Consider the following 15,794-nt stretch of genomic DNA (forward strand, 5'->3'; position numbering starts at 1 on the left):
ATCAGATCGGGTTCTGGCTCACCCAGCCCGCGATCTGGGTGCGGGAGGTGAAGCCCAGTTTGGTCAGGATGTGGTCGATGTGGCTCTCGGCGGTGCGGACCGAGATCACCAGTTCGGTGGCGATGCCCTTATTGCTGTAGCCTGCCGCGACCAGACGGGCCACATCCTTCTCCCGCCTGGTCAGCACGTCGACGACGGCCGGTTTGGCGGCGGATGCCGCGGCGACAGGCTCGGTGCCGAGCGCGAAATCGACCGCCTCGTCGAGGCCGAGTGCCATTCCAGCGTCGAAGGCCGCGCGAAATTCCTTGTCGCCCATGGCCTCGACGACCTGGACGCGCACCTTATCGCCGACGGCTTCGGTCATGGCGTGGGCCAGCCGCTGGGTGCTGCCGCGTCGCACCGTCGCCGCCGCACCCATCAGCCGTGCCGCCCGGGGCAGATCCCCCTGGGCGGCGGCCGCCCAGGCCAATCCGTCGAATCCGGAGGCCGTCCACACGCAGCGGTCGAACAGGCGGAATTGCTCGATCGACCGGCGCAGGTCGCCGATTGCTCTGTCCTGCTCGCCTTTTCGCCAGTGGTCGGTCCCCACCGCCCAGTACGCGAGCCCACCGAGCAGATGCGAGCCGGTGGTGGCGGACTTCGCCAGGAAACGTTGCGCGATGGCCTCGGCGCGCGGGTCCTCCAGCACCAGGGCGCACACGTACGCGAAGGCCAGACTCTCCATTTCCGCCCCGTGGTGGGCGACCTCGCCGGCCCGATCAGCGGCCGACTCCGCGATATCGAGCGCGCCAACCGGATCGTTATCCGCGAAGGTCAGCAGGGCCGAGAGCAGAGTCGCTTCGACGAGCACCTCGGTCGCGTCCAATTCGGTCGCGATCTCGACGCATTCGCGGACGTAGCGGTTGGCCTCCGCGGTATCCGACAGCATGGCGGCGATGACGGACGCGGCGGCCAACGCCCGCGCGCGGTCGACGGTATGCACCAGATCCTTGCCGAGCGCGTCGATCAACCACCGGTAGCCCTCCAACAGGAACCGGTAGTGCTCCCAGAACGGGCGCAATTCGGTCGCGATTTGAAGCGCCCGGTGCGCTCCGCCCGGATCGGCGAGCGAAAATTGCAGTGCCGCACGCATATTCGCATGCTCGCGGGTGACATCCCGGAACCACGCGGCATCCTCACTACCCCAGTACGCCGTGCGGCCGCGGCGGGCGAGCAGATAGTAGTGGTTCCGGTGCCGCAGGCGGACGGCGTGTTCGTCACCGTGCGCGGCCAGCCGGGCCAGCGCGAACTGACGCAGTGGCTCCAACATGGTGTAGCGGCCGCTGCCGTCGGTATCGTGCCGATGCCCGAGCACGGATTTCTCGACCAGACCGGTGAGCGCGTCGAGCAGTGCGTGCGGCGGTTCGATGACGCACACCGCCTCGGCCGCGTCCAGATCGAATCCGCCCGCGAAAACCGACAGTTGCTCCCACAGCCGCTGCTCGTCGGGTGTGCACAGGTCGTAGCTCCAGCGAATCGCGGCCTCCAGCGTCTGCTGCCGCTCCGGCGCGGTACGCAACCCGGTGGTGAGCAGCCGCATGGCGTTGTCGAGCCTGCCGAGCACCTGGTCGGGGGTGAACATGCGCAGCCGAAGCGCCGCCAGTTCCAGCGCCAGCGGGATGCCCTCGAGCCGGCGGCAGATGGCGGCGAGCGCGCCGCGGTTCGCGTCGGTGACCCGGAATTCCGGATTCGCGGCAGCAGCCCGATCGATGAGCAATCGCAGTGCCTCACTATCCGCGCCCGCGACAACGTGGCCCGAATCGTCGTCGGCCACCGGGACCGGCAGCGGGGCGATCGGCATGACCTGTTCGCCGTCCACGCCGAGCGGTTCCCGGCTGGTCGCCAGGATGCGCAACTCGGTGGTCGCGGGAATCAAGCGGCTCACGAGTCCGGCGCAGGCATCGATCAGGTGTTCGCAGTTGTCCAGGATCAGCAGCAGGGACTTATCCGCCAGGAATTCGGTGAGCCCGGCCAGCGGCACACTGGTGTCGTCGCGCAACCCCAGCGCCTGCGCCACGCTCAACGCGACCAGCTCGCCGTCGTGCACGTGCGCCACCTCGACCAGCCACACCCCATCCGGGAACGCGCGCCGCACCGCCTCACCCACCCGCCGCGACAACCGGGTCTTGCCGACCCCGCCGGGACCGGTCAAGGTGAGCACGCGCGTGCTGGACAGCAGCCGCTTGGCGGTCGCGACCTCGGAACCCCGGCCCACGAAGCTCGTCACCTCAGCGGGAAGATTCCCTGTCACATGCCGCACCACGCCGAATACCCTTCCACGTCCCGGCGCTCGGCCGGGCATTTTGCCGAACATGTTCTCCGCATACATCATGTCCGCAGGTGGGCGGCGGTGCTCGGACGGGCGGGCGGCACCGAATGAACGCGGGCGGCACCGGGGTTCGAGCTAGCATTGCCGATATGGCCGCTCCGCAGGTTCAACGCCCCGATCTGCCCGAGTACATGACGTGGGAAGAGCTCGAGCGCCTCCCGGAGGAGATCGCGTCCCAGATCGAACTATGGGATGGGCGGGTGGTGTGGGTTCGACGAGGACCATTCGAGCACCAGGAGTACACCGGGCTACTGTGGAATTCCCTGCGGCGATGTGCGCGACAAGTAATGTCCGGCCAGCCGCAGCGCTGCTGGCGAGTCGCCATCGAAACGAATGTCTTCTTCGGCTCCACGGGAAAGTCCGACTTCGTTACGCCCGACTTCTCGATCTTCCGTTGCCTGGAATCCGACTATCAGGATGTTCGCGCCGCTGATGTGCTGCTTGCCGGCGAAGTATTGTCGCCATCCAACACACAGGCAGACATCGAAGCCAAGAAGGTCCGCTACGCACGTGCCGGAATCCACTGGTACTGGGAGGTCAGACTCGCTCGCGATCCGCGTGGAATCGAGGTTGTGCGCGCCTACGCGCTGGAAATCGGTCCCGCGGAACTCATCGACGGGGTCCAGCCGCTGTACCCCACCAACTACATTCTCGCCGCCGAGTGGAAGCCGTCGACCACGGAGGGGATCGAGATCGAATTCCCGTTCCCCATCCGTATTCCCTGGTCCGAACTCGACTACTGAACCCGGGGTGTGGCCCCCGGATAGGTGGCCTCGAACAGGTCCCGCAGCTCGGCGGCGGTGATCTCCCGGCCGGTGCGGTCGGTATGGGCCTGAACGTGGCGGGCGAAGTCGATTTGTACCTCGCGTGGCAGGTCCATGCCGTACTCGGTCTCCAACAGGTAGGCGATGCCGCCCTTGCCGGACTGGGAGTTGACCCGGATCACCGCCTCGTAGGTCCGGCCGATATCGGCCGGGTCGATGGGCAGATACGGGACCTGCCAGTCCAGTCGGCGCTCCGGCACTCCGGTCGCGGCGGCGCGAGCGCGGTGCTCTGCCAGACCCTTCTTGATGGCGTCCTGGTGCGTGCCGGAGAACGCGGTATGTACGAGATCGCCCACGTACGGATGTCTTTCGTGGATCGGCAGCCGGGTGCAGTACTCGACGGTGCGGCGAATCTCGTCGATATCGGAGAAATCGATCATCGGATCCACGCCCTGGGCATGCAGATTCAGTGCCAGCGTGGCGATATCGACATTGCCGGTGCGCTCGCCGTTGCCGAATACGCAGCCCTCCACCCGCTGGGCGCCCGCGAGTACGGCCAGTTCGGCACAGGCGATTCCGGTGCCACGGTCGTTGTGCGGGTGCACCGACAGGATCACGCTGTCGCGGCGAGCCAGATTGCGGTGCATGTACTCGATCTGGTCAGCGTAGACATTGGGCGTCGCGACCTCCACCGTGGCGGGCAGATTCAGGATGACCGGGCGCTGCGGGGTCGCGTCCCACAGGGTGGTCATGCTGTCGCAGAGGTCGAGCACGAAGTCGGGTTCGGTCAGGTTGAAGACCTCGGGCGAGAATTCGAAGCGCACGGCGGGGAGGTCGCCCGTGAACTCCAGCACATCGCGGCCGCCCGCTAGGATCAGGTCGCGCAATTGCGCTCGGTCCTTGTCCAGCACCATATTTCGCCAGGCGGGGGCGGTCGCGGTGTACATATGGATGACGACCTCGTTGCGGATGCCGCGGACGGACTGCACCGTGCGTTCGATGAGATCGCGCCGGGCCGGTGTGAACACCACGATGGTGACATCGTCCGGGGCGATGTCCTGCTCGGCGATCAGGCGTACGAAGTCGAAGTCGGACTGCGACGCCGACGGGTAGCCGACCTCGATCTCCTTGTACCCCATGGCGACCAGCAGTTCGAAGAATCGCCGTTTGCGGGCCGGATCCATCGGTTCGGCGAGGGCCTGATTGCCGTCTCGCAGGTCGACCGGCACCCAGAGCGGGGCCTTCGATATCCGTGCATTCGGCCAATCACGCTGGGTGAGCGGCACTTCCACGCGGTCGTAGATGTCGCGGTAGCGATGCGATGGCATTCGGGAGTGCCGCTGGCGGTTCCAGTCCGGGCCGGAGGTGGGGCCCGCCGGTGTGTCGATGGTCGGGAACATGCGCATGTTCACGATGTGCTTCCTGCCTGACGCAATAAACGGTGACCGGCCGCGACGAAGCCCCACGGCGGGCGGCCGGTCGATCAGGCCCCGCCGTGGCGGCTAAGCAGAAGCATGCGCGTCATGATGGGTAGACTATACACAACTCCTCAGACAAGTAGAGAGGTTTCGATGGTTGCCCAGGTCCGCCGCCACCCGCTGGCCGCGCAGGCCGCCGAGCTGTTACTGGCGCGCGTCCGGGCGGGTGAATGGCCACTCGGCCACCGTCTTCCCGGTGAGACGACACTCGCGGCCCAGCTGGGTGTCGGCCGCTCCACGCTGCGCGAGGCGATCCGCGAGCTGGCCGGGAAAGGCGTGCTGAGCAGCCGCCAGGGCGCGGGCGTCTTCGTCACCGCGCTGGATGTGACCGAGGACTGGGATGTGGTGCTGCGTCGCGCCACCATCGCCTCCGTCATCGAGGCGCGTATCGCCATCGAAGCCGAGGCGGCCGCCTTGGCCGCGCAGCGCCGCACCCCCGCCGACCTGCGCGCGATCCGCCGCGCCCTGGCCGCGAGGGAAGCCCGCGGCGAATCGGTCGCCGAACACGTCGACGCGGATATGGCGTTCCATCGGGCGATCATCGTCGCCGCACACAATGACGTACTCACCCAGCTGTTCGACGCCTTCCTTCCCCGCTTGCGCACCGCCATGATCGACATGCTGAAAATCCGTCCGGTGCAGTCGGAATCGGCCGACCACGACGCGCATATCCACCTCACCGATGCGATCGCCCACCGAAATCCCACCGCCGCGGCGGAATTCAGCAGATCGCATCTGACCGCGCTGAAGGGGGCGTTCGAATGATCGCCGGGTCGAGCTGGCCCAGCTGCGGCACTTCATCGGTCACGTGAATCCCCGCCATCCCATGCGCTATCCGCTCACCGTGCGCGAGGTCGTCCGCACCGGAATCACCGCGACCACCGATACCCCGATGCGCTGGACCCCGACCGCGGACGAGTCACGGCGCGCCGACGCGATGATCGAAACCGTCGGACTGAAGGGCAAAAGCCGACGCCACTTGACCCACCCTGTCGCAGGGAGAACGCGGGCGCACCCTGATCGCCAGGGCACTGATCGCAGAGCCCCGCCCGCTGCTCTTCGACGAGCCGACCACCGGCCTGGACGTCGCCGCTCGCGAACAACTCCTGGAGACCATCGACACCCTCGACGAAACCCACCCGAACGTCGCATCCGTGCTGGTCATCCACCACCTCGAGGAGCTTCCGAGCACCACGCACGCCCTGCTGATCGCCGACGGGCGCACGGTGGCCAGCGGTCCCGCCCGCACCACGGTCACCGCCGCCACCATCAGCGCGGCCTTCGATCACCCGGTCGAGGTCGGTCACGATCGCGGCCATTGGACCGCCCGCGCCCGCGTCGATCGGCTGACCGTCCCGCACTGGCCGTGACGCGCGTCGGCTAACCGGACCTCTCCACGACTCGGAGGTGATCGGTGTTTCGGTGGGTATGCCCGATATGACGACCGGTGACGAGCAACAGCAGCCCGGCGGCGGGACCTTCGATGACGCGGCCCGCACCGGCGGACCAGGCGGCATCCGTTGCCACGAGACGATATCCGGCCCATTGTCGGCGGGCATGGAACGGCGCACCCATGGTCCACACGCGGTCGAGGGCCGATTCCGCAGCGGCGAGGGGCATTTCGCGGACAATGCCGAGCGGCACCGCGATGTCCTGGCCGTGCACGAGCAGGTCCATCAGCCGATCGGCGGGAGTCGTGCCGATCGCGGTTCGGCGCAGCTCGATGGTCGCGCGCAACTGCGCGAGCAATTCGCCCGAGGTGTCGCGCTCGGCACGCCGGATGGCCGTATCCCGGATCATTCGGTGGAGATCGCCGCGAGCACGCACGAGGTTGACCAGAATCGAGCCGACGCTGGTATGCGTGGAGAGCACGATGTGGGCGACGACATCGCGGACTCGCCATCCCTCACACAGTGATTCGTGATCCCAATCGGATTCGGGGAGCCGCTCGAGCAGATCGATCAGATCGGATCGCTCGGCGGCAACCGCCCGCCAGATCTGCTCGGTGGTGAGTATCGCGCCGTCGGCCATGGTGTTTCTCCTTCTCCGGGGGTGTTCCAGTACGGTAGGAACTCCACCGGGGTGGAGGTTCCAGCGATCGTGACGGAGAACACATCACGCCGCGACTTCTCAGCATCGGGGCGCTGTCGCGATCTACCGGCGTTCCGGTCCGCACCATCCGGTTCTATTGCGACGAAGGAATTCTGGAGCCGCGGCGCACCACGGGCGGACACCGCGTATTCGATGCCGACGAGGCCGTCGACCGGCTCGTACTGATCCGGCGATTGCGCGCGCTCGGCCTCGGCCTCGCCGCGATCGTCGACGTGCTCGCGGGCGCCGTGTCGATCGCGGAGGCCGTCGCCGCCGAACGCGCATCGCTGGATTCCGAACTGGCGCGGCTGACCTGGCGCCGCGCCGCGCTCCTCGCTGTCGAGCAGGCGCCACCGACCGAGCGCTCCGGCCGCTTGGAATTGCTTGCCACGGTGACCGATCGCCGACACGCCCAGGATGAAATCCAGACGTTCTGGCGGCGCATGCTCACCCCCATGCGCCCGGAGATATTCGACGGCTTTGTCTCGATGAATCTCCCGGACTTACCGCCCGAACCGGATCCACGCCAGATCGTGGCCTATGCCGAACTCGTCACCCTCATTACCGATGACGGATTCCGCACCGCGATGTCGGAGCAGATATGGCGTACCGAACCGGCCCTGATCCGTGACCGCGCCGCGCTACTGACCCATGTCGCGGCGGCCTGCGAATCCGCCGGGCACCGGCTACTCGAGGGGACTCCACCGAATCCGGGATCCGAACTCGACCGATTCGTGGACGCGCACGCTACGGCTCGCGGCCAACGCGATACGCCCGAATTTCGACGCCGCCTCCTGCTCAGCGGGACCGATTGCCGCATCCAGCGGTACTGGAAGGCGACCGGCGCAATCATCACCACCTCCACGTCGGGCGCAGCGCTCGATTGGCTGGACGAGGCGCTGCGCCGATCGGCCGAACCGCACTGAGCGCCGCCGCGGTCAGGCGCGGCGGATGGGTTGCCAGGTGTGTGGCGGTTCCGAGGTGAGAAAGTCGCCGACCTGGCGGTAGACCTCGGCGGGTTTTTCGACCACAAGCAGATGGGAGGTGCCGGGGATGATGGCGAGTTCGCTGGTCGGGATGGCGCGGTAGAGGGCGAGGGTGTGTTCGAGGCTCATGGCGTCGTCGTCCGCGACGAGGATCAGGGTTCGGCTGGTGATCCGGGCCAGGTCGTCGGTGCCAAGATTCGGTTCGGACTGGGCCATACGCAGCACCTTTTCGGCGACCACGGGGAAATGCGCCGCGCCGTCGGGTGAGACCTCGGCGTAGCGGGCGGCGAGGCGGGCCATGGGTTCCGCATGGCCGAAGCCGTCGAGGACACCGGGGAGCAGTCCGTCGCGGTGGAAGTTACCGCTGATCGAGACCAGTTTGCGGACCAGATCCGGGCGCCGGATGGCGACCATCAGGGCGACGATCGCGCCGTCGCTGTAGCCGACCAGGTGCGCGGCGCCCCCGACGACCTTGTCCAGGAATGCGATGGTGTCGCGCGCCATCAGGTCGTAGGAGAGCGGGCCCGCGACATCCGGGGTGCGGCCGTGACCGCGCCGGTCCATCCGGTAGACGTGGAAATGCTCGGCGAAGCCGGGGACGGCGGCATCGAAGGACCGGGAGTCGACGAAGCCACCGTGCAACAGCAGCACCGGCTCGCCCGCGCCCGTCTCGTCGTACCAGGTTCGGACATCGCCGAGCTGAACATAATTCGTCATGCGCCGATCATGCTCCGCCCCTCCATATCCGGCGCACGGGGTCCATTACCGGCGCTTCGCATCCTGTTCGGAGGCTTCTCGCTCGGCCAATTCCTTCAACGTCAGCAGCTGCTTACGCATCATCAACACATCACCGAAAGCCAATGCGCGGCCGATGATCCGGGGCATGCCGAACCGAGCTCGGACGACCAGGCGGGTGCCCGCGCCTTCGGGTCGCACGGCGTAGGTGACACAGACCTTCCCGGAGACCATGGTGAGGTGACGACCGAGTACGAAGGACACCAAGGCGAAGGCAAACATGAATCGTTGCCCGACTTCGAGTTCGGTCAGGCTGGGATCGCGGCGGTGTGGACTGCGACGGCCCAGATTGTCGAGGAGGTCGTAACTGTATGGCGCGATACGCAATTGGCACAGCCAGGCGTAGACCACGGTGGGCGGCGCGGCGATACTGATGGCCCGATCAGCCTGCACGCCACCGGGTTCCAGCGCGTCGCAGGGCAGCGGGTCCTCGCATTCGGCTTCGGTGGCGCCCCACACCAGGCCCGGGATCATGCCGCGGCCGCGATTCGTCGCAACATATTCCGGACCACGACCTTGTGACCGCCACTGCCGATGACCAGCGCCTTGTAGACGCGGCCGTGCGGACCGGGGAAGTCCGCCCAGCTCCGCGCCCGCACCCGGGTGGTACTCGGCCCCTCGTCATCGAGTTCGAAGACCAGCGCGTAGCGGGAGAACCAGTGCCTGCCCTTCAGCGCCAGCCTGCTCGGTTCCTCCGCCGAATCGAGCACGAAGCCGGTCGGAACCGTGCGCGGATCGGCGGGGTCCTTGCAGACGACTTCGAGCAACGCTTTCCAGGTCCGATCCCGATTCGCGTCGACCGATCTGGCATGCTCATCGATATAGGATAAACGCTCCATATAGAAGGAACGTACTAGTACATGGCACCACCCCGCAAGCACGACACCAACGTGATCCTCGACGCAGCGCGCACCCTGGTGCTCACCGACGGGCCCCGCGCCGCCAGCGTGGCGGCCATCGCCACCGCCAGCGGCGCACCGGTGGGCACGCTCTACCACCGGTTCGGCAATCGCAACGGCGTACTCATGGCGACCTGGCTGCGCGCACTCGAACGTTTCCAGGAACGCACCCTCGCGGCCGCCGACCGGCCGGATCCCGTCGACGCGGGAGTCGCCATGGCATCGGCGTGCATCGGCTTCGGGCGCGAATTACCAGAGGACGCAAAGCTTTTGCTGAACCTGCGCCCGAGCGATCTGCTCGACGGCGGACCCGACGACGAATTCCAGGCCCGCCGCGCCCGCATGAACGCGCCACTGATCGACCAGCTGCACCGCATCGCGCACGACCTGTTCGGTCGCGACACCGACCGCGAGATCGATGCCGTCAGCCGTGCCGTGGTCGACCTGCCCTACGCGGCCCTGCGCAGGCATGCGCACGCATCGGCCCTGCCGGACTGGCTCGACGCCGACCTGGCGGCTGCCACCCGCACCCTGCTCGAGTCGTATCGGGCCTGAACGGCCCCGTCAGTTCCCGTCGACGACCAATGCGGGCGTCAACTCGTCGAGTCCATCGATGACATGGGCGGCGAGCGCCCTGGCGTCCGGATCGAGCGGGTACTCCGGGCGGGGTGCGGCGATGACCCGCATACCCGCCGCATGTGCGGCCCGCAGCCCGTTGCTCGAATCCTCCACCGCCGCACAATCCGTCGATTTCTTGCGGAGGAAGGCGGCCACCGCCACGTAGACGTCCGGGGCGGGTTTACCGCGGTCGACCTCCTCGGTGGAGAAGGTGACGTCGAAGAACTCGATCAATCCGGTGCGGCCGAGCACGGTGTTGATCAGGGTGCGCGGCGACGAGCTCGCGACCCCCAGCGGCCAGCTCTCGCTCATCCGCTGCACCGCTTCGACCGCGCCCGGCAATAACGGCACCGACCGGTCGTAGTGGTCCGCCATCCGCTCGATCACCTCGTCGGCCACCGTATCCGGCGTCTCCCCGACCCCGAGCTCACCGCTGAGGTACTCCGACCACTCCCCCGTGCTCATCCCCATCAGCCGCTTCTGCGTATCCGGTAGCCACCGCCCGCCCTTTTCGGCGACGTAGTCGCGGCGCACCCGCTCCCACACCGGCTCGGAATCGATCAGAACGCCGTCCATATCGAAGACGACTGCCGTAATACGCATCGGTATAACGCCTTTCGCCGGCCACGGGCGCCGTTCACCCGGCCTGATGAGCCGGGCCGGTCACGGGCACCGCGGTGGTATTCGCAAGACCTGATGGATGAACGGGTACCCAGCGTAGGCCACCGCATCCGCCGCCGCCCAGCGCACCTCGGCACATCCGGCCGGTTTCGGGCGCGGCGAGCGTCGACCCGCCGATAGCCACCGCCCGCGGACTGTGACCGAAACGATGGGAGCCGAGCGCGAGCATTCCCCGGGCAACCGATAACTTGTTCTACATGAGTGAACAGCGGGCCGGTGCCGCGCTCCCCAGCCAGGAGCATCACGAGGGCGGTTTCCGGCCGATGTCGGAGCTGATCAATGCCCAACTCGACGGCCTCGATATCTCGCGTGGCGGGCCGCACTACGGCGCGTTCATCGAGCAGGTACGCAGCCTGATGGACCGCGCCCGGCTGGCGTGCCCCTCCGATGAGCTGGCACTGGAGACCATCGCCACCCTCAAAGAGCTCAACGACAAGCTGGACGCGGCGGTCGTCGACGAATGGTCGGCGCCGACCTGGACCCGGGTCGACCTTCCCGCCCGGGGCAACATCACGCTACCGCCGTACACGGTGGATAAGGCCGATCGGGACGGTGTCGAGGCCCGCATCACCTTCCGCACCTACCACCTGGGCGGCAATGCGGCCGCGCACGGCGGACAGATCGCCATCTGCTTCGACGATCTACTCGGCATGGCGGCCGCGGTGCATGCGGGAGGGGTGACCCGGACCGCCTCGCTCACCGTCGACTACCGCTCGATCACCCCGCTCGACACCGAACTGCGGGTCCGCACCTGGGCCGAGCGCCAAGAGGGCCGCAAGGTCTACGTCCGCGCCACCCTGCACGACGGCGACCGCCTGTGCGCCGAGGCGAACGGCCTGTTCATCGTCCTGAACCCCGGCCAGCAGTAGGTCACCCCGGCCCGAAATGGCGCGCTCTGCGAATATGCGCGACGCGCTCCAGCGGCATCGGGCCCGCCGATCGCCGGTACACGACCGGCGAGCCCGTCACGAATCACCTTCCGGGAAAGTGCTTCTCGCGATACTCCCCGAAGCGCGCATCCACCTGTTCGGCGGTCAACCCGAAATCGTCGAGGGTGTACTTGTGGACCGGTCGCGCCGCACCCGACGTACTCTCCGAATGCAGTGCCGACATCGCGGCTTCCGCCTCCGGACTCAGCGGCAGACCGAAGTGCCGGTAGATCGAGCCGACGGTACCGATGGGGTCCGCGACGAAATCGTCGTAGTACACATCGCAGAACTGGGCCGCGTTGTGGCGCTTGCGGTCCGCCAGGAACCGGTCCGCCCCACGCGCCCACAGATCCAGCTGCGTCGCGCCGACGACAGGGCCGCGGAACTTATCCGACCACCCGGCCGAGGCCTGCTCGTTCAGACTGCATACCGAGGCGATGATGGTGCGTGGATCGCGGTGCATCTGAATGACCAGCGCGTCCGGGTAGACCTCGAAGATCGCGTCCAATGCGAACAGGTGGCTCGGATTCTTGAGCACCCAACGGCGTTCGGCGTCCGGAAGCCCGATGAGCTGCAAGTTGCGACGGTGTCTGCGGTAGGCATCGGTCCAATCCTGCTCGCGCAGCCATTCGGAGTACCCGGGCAGATAGCCGAGACATTCGTAGGAGACCGACATGGCCGATTGCCGCAGCAATTGCCAGCACTCCTCCACCTGATCCGCCGAAATGTGGTGCACGCCCATGAACTCCGGATGCTCCACGTGATGCTTCTCGAACGCCGCCTCGATGCGCTGATAGATCGGGTTGTCCGCCCAGGTCTCGCGCGGCGGACGCGGCTGCGGCATCTCGGTCAACCACATCTCCAGACCCTGGTGCGCCGGATCCGCATTGAGCAACCGGTGTACAGCCGTGGTGCCCGAGCGCGGCAATCCGGTGACGAAGATCGGCCGCTCGATCGCCACCTCCGCATGGTGCGGGAAGCGCTGCCAGGCCGATTCGCTCAGCAGCCGCGCGATCAACGCGCCACGCAGGAAAGCGCGATTCACCTTGTTGCCGAGCGGCGTCAGCTCCGCGTCCTTCGCGTAGGACTCGAGCAGCACTCCCAGTCCCTCGCGGTATCCCGGGTCGCCGAAATCGTCCAGCCCGACGACCTTGGTGGCCGAGGCGTGCAGATCATCGATGGTGCCGACATCGTCTCTGCCGATCATATTCGCTATCTCCTCAGTAGTGTTGCCTACAGATCGATGCCCGCTAGTGGTGGTATTCGCCGCCATTGACATCCAGGCAGGCCCCGGTGATCGCCCGCGCCATGGACGAGGCGAAGAAGACCACCGCGTCGGCGATCTCGTCGGGCTCGGGCAGCTTGCGCAGATCGATGGTCTTCGCGGTTTCGGCGTAGACCTCCTCGGGGGTGATCCCGCGCTGTTCGGCCAGGTAGTTGAAGTACCACTTCAGGTTGTCGGCCCAGATATAGCCGGGCGCGATCGAATTCACCCGGATACCCTTGGGACCGAGCTCGGTGGCCAGGCTCTGCGCCAGCGCGAGCAGACTCGCCTTGGCCATCTTGTACGGGCCGAAGGTACGGCGGGAGTGCCGCAATACCGCCGAGTTGATCATGACGACAGAACCCTTCGTTTCGGTCAGCGCGGGCACGAACAGCCGCGTCAACCGCAGCGCCGCAAGCACATTCGTCTCGAAACCCGCCCGGACCCGGTCCAGGTCGACATCGGCCAGATCGGCGATCGGCGGAATGGCGAAGGCGTTGTTCACCAGCGTGTCGACCCGGCCGAACGCGCTCTGCGCGGTGTCGACCAGATTCGTCACCGCGGCCTCGTCGTTGATATCGGTCTGTACGACCACCGCGCGCCTGCCGAGTTCGGCGATTTCCTTGGCGACGTCGGTGAGCCGCTTCTCGGTACGCGCGGCGAGCACCAGGTCGGCGCCCGCCTTGGCGCTCTGCACCGCGATCGCCCGACCCAGCCCGGGCCCGACCCCGGAAACCACAACCACCTTGTCCTGCAACAACATCAGCCGAGCATCCTTTCCGCGACGGCCACCTGCCGGGCCGCGATCCGCGCCTGCCATTCCTTCGGGGTCACCTGCGCCTGCTCGTAGTACGGCAGTCGCTGCGGCAGCTCGTCGACCGAGACCACCTCCACCGTCGGCCCGTCCTCCGGCCCGAGGTCCCGCGCCAACCTCTGCCACCGGAACTGCAGATAGCCGCGGGCGTGGCCGTTGCGTTCGATCCAGTTCGTCAGTCCCGGATTCCGTTCACTGACGACCAGGCGGATCATCCCGTCCGGATCGACGTGCGCCTGGTCGGCGGTGAGGCTCGTCTGGTGATTGATGTAGTCCAGCGACAAGTACCACATGCTGCCGAGCTGGAAGCCCTGGTAGGGCGCATCGGACTTCGGCACCGTGATGATCATCGCCTGATCGTCGTCCAGCTCGTAATGCCCGGCCGAGGAGAACTGGGTGGTGAGCCCGCCCGGAGTGGAGCGCGGTTCGGTCATCGTGTTCACCGGCAGGTTCAGATAGAACCACTTCGGGAAGGCCAGGAAGGTATTGAGCCGTGAGACCAGCATCTTGCCCGCAACGCCGTACCGCTTGGTCAGCACATCCTTGGTCAGCGGGGGCGGCGCGTCACCGATCTTGTCGACGCGCTGGATGCGGATGGTGCCCGGTTTCTCGGTGGACCAGTCGCTGAAGACCTCGCGCACCACCAGCATCGCGGCGTCGGCCCCGAGCTGCACGTATCCCGGCCCGCTCGGGCCGGGACCGAAGCGGATCTCATAGGACCCGTCCGCGGCGATTTCCAGCTCGCGGTCGTCGAATGCGGTCAGGCTGTCGGGCACATCCACCGGTGAATAGTCACCGTTGAGCACCTGGAAGCTCAGGTCGCGGGTGGTGCCGCGCTTGCCGGTCACCACATATTCGGCGTCCGGACGCAGATACGAGTGGAAGTACAGGGTGTCCGGATTGTCCAACCCCATCTTCGTGTACGGCCCGGTGGACTGCACGAAGAACGGGAAGTCGCGTTCATAGGCCCACGCCATCTGGAGCGAGGCGCGGATGCTGCCCGCGAGGTAGTCGTAACCCTCGACGAGGTCCTGCTCGGTCCGGATGTGCGGGGCGCCCGTGATGATCTGCTCGGCGGCGGCGATCGCGTCCGCGAACGGTTGGGTCAGCAAAAGACTCTCCCGGTGTTCCAAATACGTACCACTCTGGTACATTTCGATACAGGAAAGATTAGAACGTGTTCTAGGAGTGGTCAATGGTCGCCCGTCGATCCGCCCCCACCGAACGGGTGGTGCAGGTGCTGGATTTCCTTGTCGAGCAACGGGGCAAACGCTTCGGGCTGTCCGAGCTGGCCCGCCAGCTCGACCTGGCCAAGCCAACCTGCCTCGGCATCCTCACCGAACTCACCGCGGGCGGATATCTGGTGCGCGATCCCCAGACCCTCACCTACGGCCTCGGACCAGCGCTGATAGCCGCCGGCCGGGTCGCACAGGAGAGTTTCGCGATCTCCGCCATCGCCCGCGCCGAACTGGAGGAACTCACCGCGCGGTACCGGACGACCTGCACCGCGTCCGCGGTGGTCGGCGAGCGCATCTCGGTGCTGGAGAGCACCGGACCAGGCATGGTCAAGGTGGGCGCGTCGTACGTATTCGCGCCACCCGTCGGGCTGATGTACGTGCTGTGGGATACCGAGGCCGCCTTCGACGCCTGGCTGGTCACCCCGCCGACGGTGCCGCTACAGCAGGACGAGGCCCGGTTGCGCCAGATCGTCGCCGACTGCCGGGAGCGCGGATACCTGGTGGAGAGCCTGACCGCCGCCGGCAGGCGGTTGTATTCGCTACTGGCCGGTGTCGCGGCCCGTGACCTGCCCGAAGAGCTGCGCGAGCTGGTCGGCGAGCTGGTCACCAGCCTCGGTGAGCGGGTGTACCTCGGGACCGACCTGCGCCCGCGCAAGGAGCATCCGGTGAGTCTGCTCGCGGCCCCCACCTACGACGCGGACGGCAGGCAGAGCATGGTGCTCACCATGTACGTCGGCGCCTCGATCACCGGCGCCGAAATCGACCGCCGCGGCACCGCGCTGGTCGCCGCGGCGGACGCGGTCACCGCCGCCGTGGGCGGAACCAAACCGGAGCGCGCCCGGTTCGACGACCTCGCGACCCGTTGACCA

At 67.1% G+C, this 15,794-nt stretch carries 15 protein-coding genes and 2 pseudogenes; 7 read left to right on the forward strand and 10 right to left on the reverse strand.

Annotated features, from left to right (window positions below; all coding sequences use genetic code 11):
• Nucleotide 1: 1 nt before the first annotated feature.
• Nucleotides 2-2,290 (reverse strand): LuxR C-terminal-related transcriptional regulator, encoded by a 2,289-nt coding sequence (locus tag AB0H61_RS08930; protein ID WP_357300904.1) that lies wholly within the window; start codon nucleotides 2,288-2,290, stop codon nucleotides 2-4.
• Nucleotides 2,291-2,457: 167 nt separating this feature from the next.
• Between AB0H61_RS08930 and AB0H61_RS08935 the strand changes: the two genes are divergently transcribed.
• Nucleotides 2,458-3,111, forward strand: coding sequence for a Uma2 family endonuclease (locus AB0H61_RS08935; protein WP_357300906.1), 654 nt, complete (start codon nucleotides 2,458-2,460; stop codon nucleotides 3,109-3,111).
• 20 nt (nucleotides 3,112-3,131) lie between these two features.
• Here AB0H61_RS08935 and AB0H61_RS08940 read toward each other — a convergent pair.
• Nucleotides 3,132-4,460 (reverse strand): annotated as a pseudogene (locus AB0H61_RS08940) (2-isopropylmalate synthase); the annotation flags it as partial.
• Between the two features lie 243 nt (nucleotides 4,461-4,703).
• Between AB0H61_RS08940 and AB0H61_RS08945 the strand changes: the two are divergent.
• Nucleotides 4,704-5,375 carry an FCD domain-containing protein gene (locus tag AB0H61_RS08945; protein ID WP_357300907.1) on the forward strand — a complete coding sequence of 224 codons (672 nt, stop codon included), beginning with the start codon at nucleotides 4,704-4,706 and terminating at the stop codon, nucleotides 5,373-5,375.
• Nucleotides 5,376-5,379: 4 nt separating this feature from the next.
• A pseudogene (locus AB0H61_RS08950) lies at nucleotides 5,380-5,980 on the forward strand (ATP-binding cassette domain-containing protein); the annotation flags it as partial.
• 10 nt (nucleotides 5,981-5,990) lie between these two features.
• Here the strand turns inward: AB0H61_RS08950 and AB0H61_RS08955 are convergent.
• The gene (locus AB0H61_RS08955; RefSeq protein WP_357300909.1) at nucleotides 5,991-6,641 is read right to left on the reverse strand and encodes a maleylpyruvate isomerase family mycothiol-dependent enzyme; all 651 of its coding nucleotides are present in this window, start codon (nucleotides 6,639-6,641) and stop codon (nucleotides 5,991-5,993) included.
• A gap of 113 nt (nucleotides 6,642-6,754) precedes the next feature.
• Between AB0H61_RS08955 and AB0H61_RS08960 the strand changes: the two genes are divergently transcribed.
• Entirely contained in the window at nucleotides 6,755-7,627 is an 873-nt protein-coding gene (locus tag AB0H61_RS08960; RefSeq protein ID WP_357301318.1) for a MerR family transcriptional regulator, read from the forward strand.
• A 12-nt stretch (nucleotides 7,628-7,639) separates the two neighbouring features.
• Here AB0H61_RS08960 and AB0H61_RS08965 read toward each other — a convergent pair whose 3' ends face one another.
• The 3 genes from AB0H61_RS08965 to AB0H61_RS08975 are packed head-to-tail and all read right to left on the reverse strand — an operon-like array spanning nucleotide 7,640 to nucleotide 9,321.
• A complete protein-coding gene (locus tag AB0H61_RS08965) occupies nucleotides 7,640-8,404 on the reverse strand; it encodes an alpha/beta hydrolase (protein WP_357300911.1) in 765 nt (254 codons plus the stop codon).
• A gap of 45 nt (nucleotides 8,405-8,449) precedes the next feature.
• Nucleotides 8,450-8,956: a hypothetical protein gene (locus AB0H61_RS08970; protein ID WP_357300912.1), complete on the reverse strand. Its 507-nt coding sequence runs from the start codon at nucleotides 8,954-8,956 to the stop codon at nucleotides 8,450-8,452.
• A complete protein-coding gene (locus AB0H61_RS08975; protein WP_357300913.1) occupies nucleotides 8,953-9,321 on the reverse strand; it encodes a hypothetical protein in 369 nt (122 codons plus the stop codon). Before AB0H61_RS08975 ends, AB0H61_RS08970 begins: the two co-directional genes overlap by 4 nt.
• 21 nt (nucleotides 9,322-9,342) lie before the next feature.
• Here AB0H61_RS08975 and AB0H61_RS08980 point away from each other — a divergent pair, with 21 nt between their 5' ends.
• Complete coding sequence (locus tag AB0H61_RS08980) at nucleotides 9,343-9,936, forward strand: TetR/AcrR family transcriptional regulator (RefSeq protein WP_357300915.1); 594 nt, start codon at nucleotides 9,343-9,345, stop codon at nucleotides 9,934-9,936.
• A gap of 9 nt (nucleotides 9,937-9,945) precedes the next feature.
• Here AB0H61_RS08980 and AB0H61_RS08985 read toward each other — a convergent pair whose 3' ends face one another.
• Entirely contained in the window at nucleotides 9,946-10,602 is a 657-nt protein-coding gene (locus AB0H61_RS08985) for an HAD family phosphatase (RefSeq protein WP_357300917.1), read from the reverse strand.
• Between the two features lie 275 nt (nucleotides 10,603-10,877).
• Between AB0H61_RS08985 and AB0H61_RS08990 the strand changes: the two genes are divergently transcribed.
• Nucleotides 10,878-11,549: a PaaI family thioesterase gene (locus AB0H61_RS08990; RefSeq protein WP_357300919.1), complete on the forward strand. Its 672-nt coding sequence runs from the start codon at nucleotides 10,878-10,880 to the stop codon at nucleotides 11,547-11,549.
• Nucleotides 11,550-11,652: 103 nt separating this feature from the next.
• Here AB0H61_RS08990 and AB0H61_RS08995 read toward each other — a convergent pair whose 3' ends face one another.
• The 3 genes from AB0H61_RS08995 to AB0H61_RS09005 are packed head-to-tail and all read right to left on the reverse strand — an operon-like array spanning nucleotide 11,653 to nucleotide 14,799.
• The gene (locus AB0H61_RS08995) at nucleotides 11,653-12,816 is read right to left on the reverse strand and encodes a sulfotransferase (RefSeq protein ID WP_357300920.1); all 1,164 of its coding nucleotides are present in this window, start codon (nucleotides 12,814-12,816) and stop codon (nucleotides 11,653-11,655) included.
• Between the two features lie 43 nt (nucleotides 12,817-12,859).
• On the reverse strand, nucleotides 12,860-13,636 hold the full coding sequence (locus AB0H61_RS09000; RefSeq protein ID WP_357300921.1) for an SDR family oxidoreductase: 777 nt from the start codon (nucleotides 13,634-13,636) through the stop codon (nucleotides 12,860-12,862).
• Nucleotides 13,636-14,799, reverse strand: a complete 1,164-nt coding sequence (locus AB0H61_RS09005; protein ID WP_357300923.1) for a hypothetical protein — start codon at nucleotides 14,797-14,799, stop codon at nucleotides 13,636-13,638. The genes AB0H61_RS09000 and AB0H61_RS09005 overlap by 1 nt, the downstream gene beginning before the upstream one ends.
• Nucleotides 14,800-14,882: 83 nt before the next feature.
• On the opposite strand from AB0H61_RS09005, the gene AB0H61_RS09010 reads away from it, so the two are divergent.
• A complete protein-coding gene (locus AB0H61_RS09010) occupies nucleotides 14,883-15,791 on the forward strand; it encodes a helix-turn-helix domain-containing protein (protein ID WP_357300925.1) in 909 nt (302 codons plus the stop codon).
• Nucleotides 15,792-15,794: the final 3 nt, after the last annotated feature.

Source organism: Nocardia sp. NPDC050710, from assembly GCF_040654375.1.
GTDB lineage: Bacteria > Actinomycetota > Actinomycetes > Mycobacteriales > Mycobacteriaceae > Nocardia.

Excerpts from the sequence above, each read along its gene's own strand:
- AB0H61_RS08935 (WP_357300906.1), top strand. The coding sequence starts at position 2,458 with ATGGCCGCTCCGCAGGTTCAACGCCCCGATCTGCCCGAGTACATGACG.
- AB0H61_RS08945 (WP_357300907.1), top strand. The coding sequence starts at position 4,704 with ATGGTTGCCCAGGTCCGCCGCCACCCGCTGGCCGCGCAGGCCGCCGAG.
- AB0H61_RS08955 (WP_357300909.1), bottom strand. The coding sequence starts at position 6,641 with ATGGCCGACGGCGCGATACTCACCACCGAGCAGATCTGGCGGGCGGTT.
- AB0H61_RS08965 (WP_357300911.1), bottom strand. The coding sequence starts at position 8,404 with ATGACGAATTATGTTCAGCTCGGCGATGTCCGAACCTGGTACGACGAG.
- AB0H61_RS08970 (WP_357300912.1), bottom strand. The coding sequence starts at position 8,956 with ATGATCCCGGGCCTGGTGTGGGGCGCCACCGAAGCCGAATGCGAGGAC.
- AB0H61_RS08975 (WP_357300913.1), bottom strand. The coding sequence starts at position 9,321 with ATGGAGCGTTTATCCTATATCGATGAGCATGCCAGATCGGTCGACGCG.
- AB0H61_RS08980 (WP_357300915.1), top strand. The coding sequence starts at position 9,343 with ATGGCACCACCCCGCAAGCACGACACCAACGTGATCCTCGACGCAGCG.
- AB0H61_RS08985 (WP_357300917.1), bottom strand. The coding sequence starts at position 10,602 with ATGCGTATTACGGCAGTCGTCTTCGATATGGACGGCGTTCTGATCGAT.
- AB0H61_RS08990 (WP_357300919.1), top strand. The coding sequence starts at position 10,878 with ATGAGTGAACAGCGGGCCGGTGCCGCGCTCCCCAGCCAGGAGCATCAC.
- AB0H61_RS08995 (WP_357300920.1), bottom strand. The coding sequence starts at position 12,816 with ATGATCGGCAGAGACGATGTCGGCACCATCGATGATCTGCACGCCTCG.
- AB0H61_RS09000 (WP_357300921.1), bottom strand. The coding sequence starts at position 13,636 with ATGTTGTTGCAGGACAAGGTGGTTGTGGTTTCCGGGGTCGGGCCCGGG.
- AB0H61_RS09010 (WP_357300925.1), top strand. The coding sequence starts at position 14,883 with ATGGTCGCCCGTCGATCCGCCCCCACCGAACGGGTGGTGCAGGTGCTG.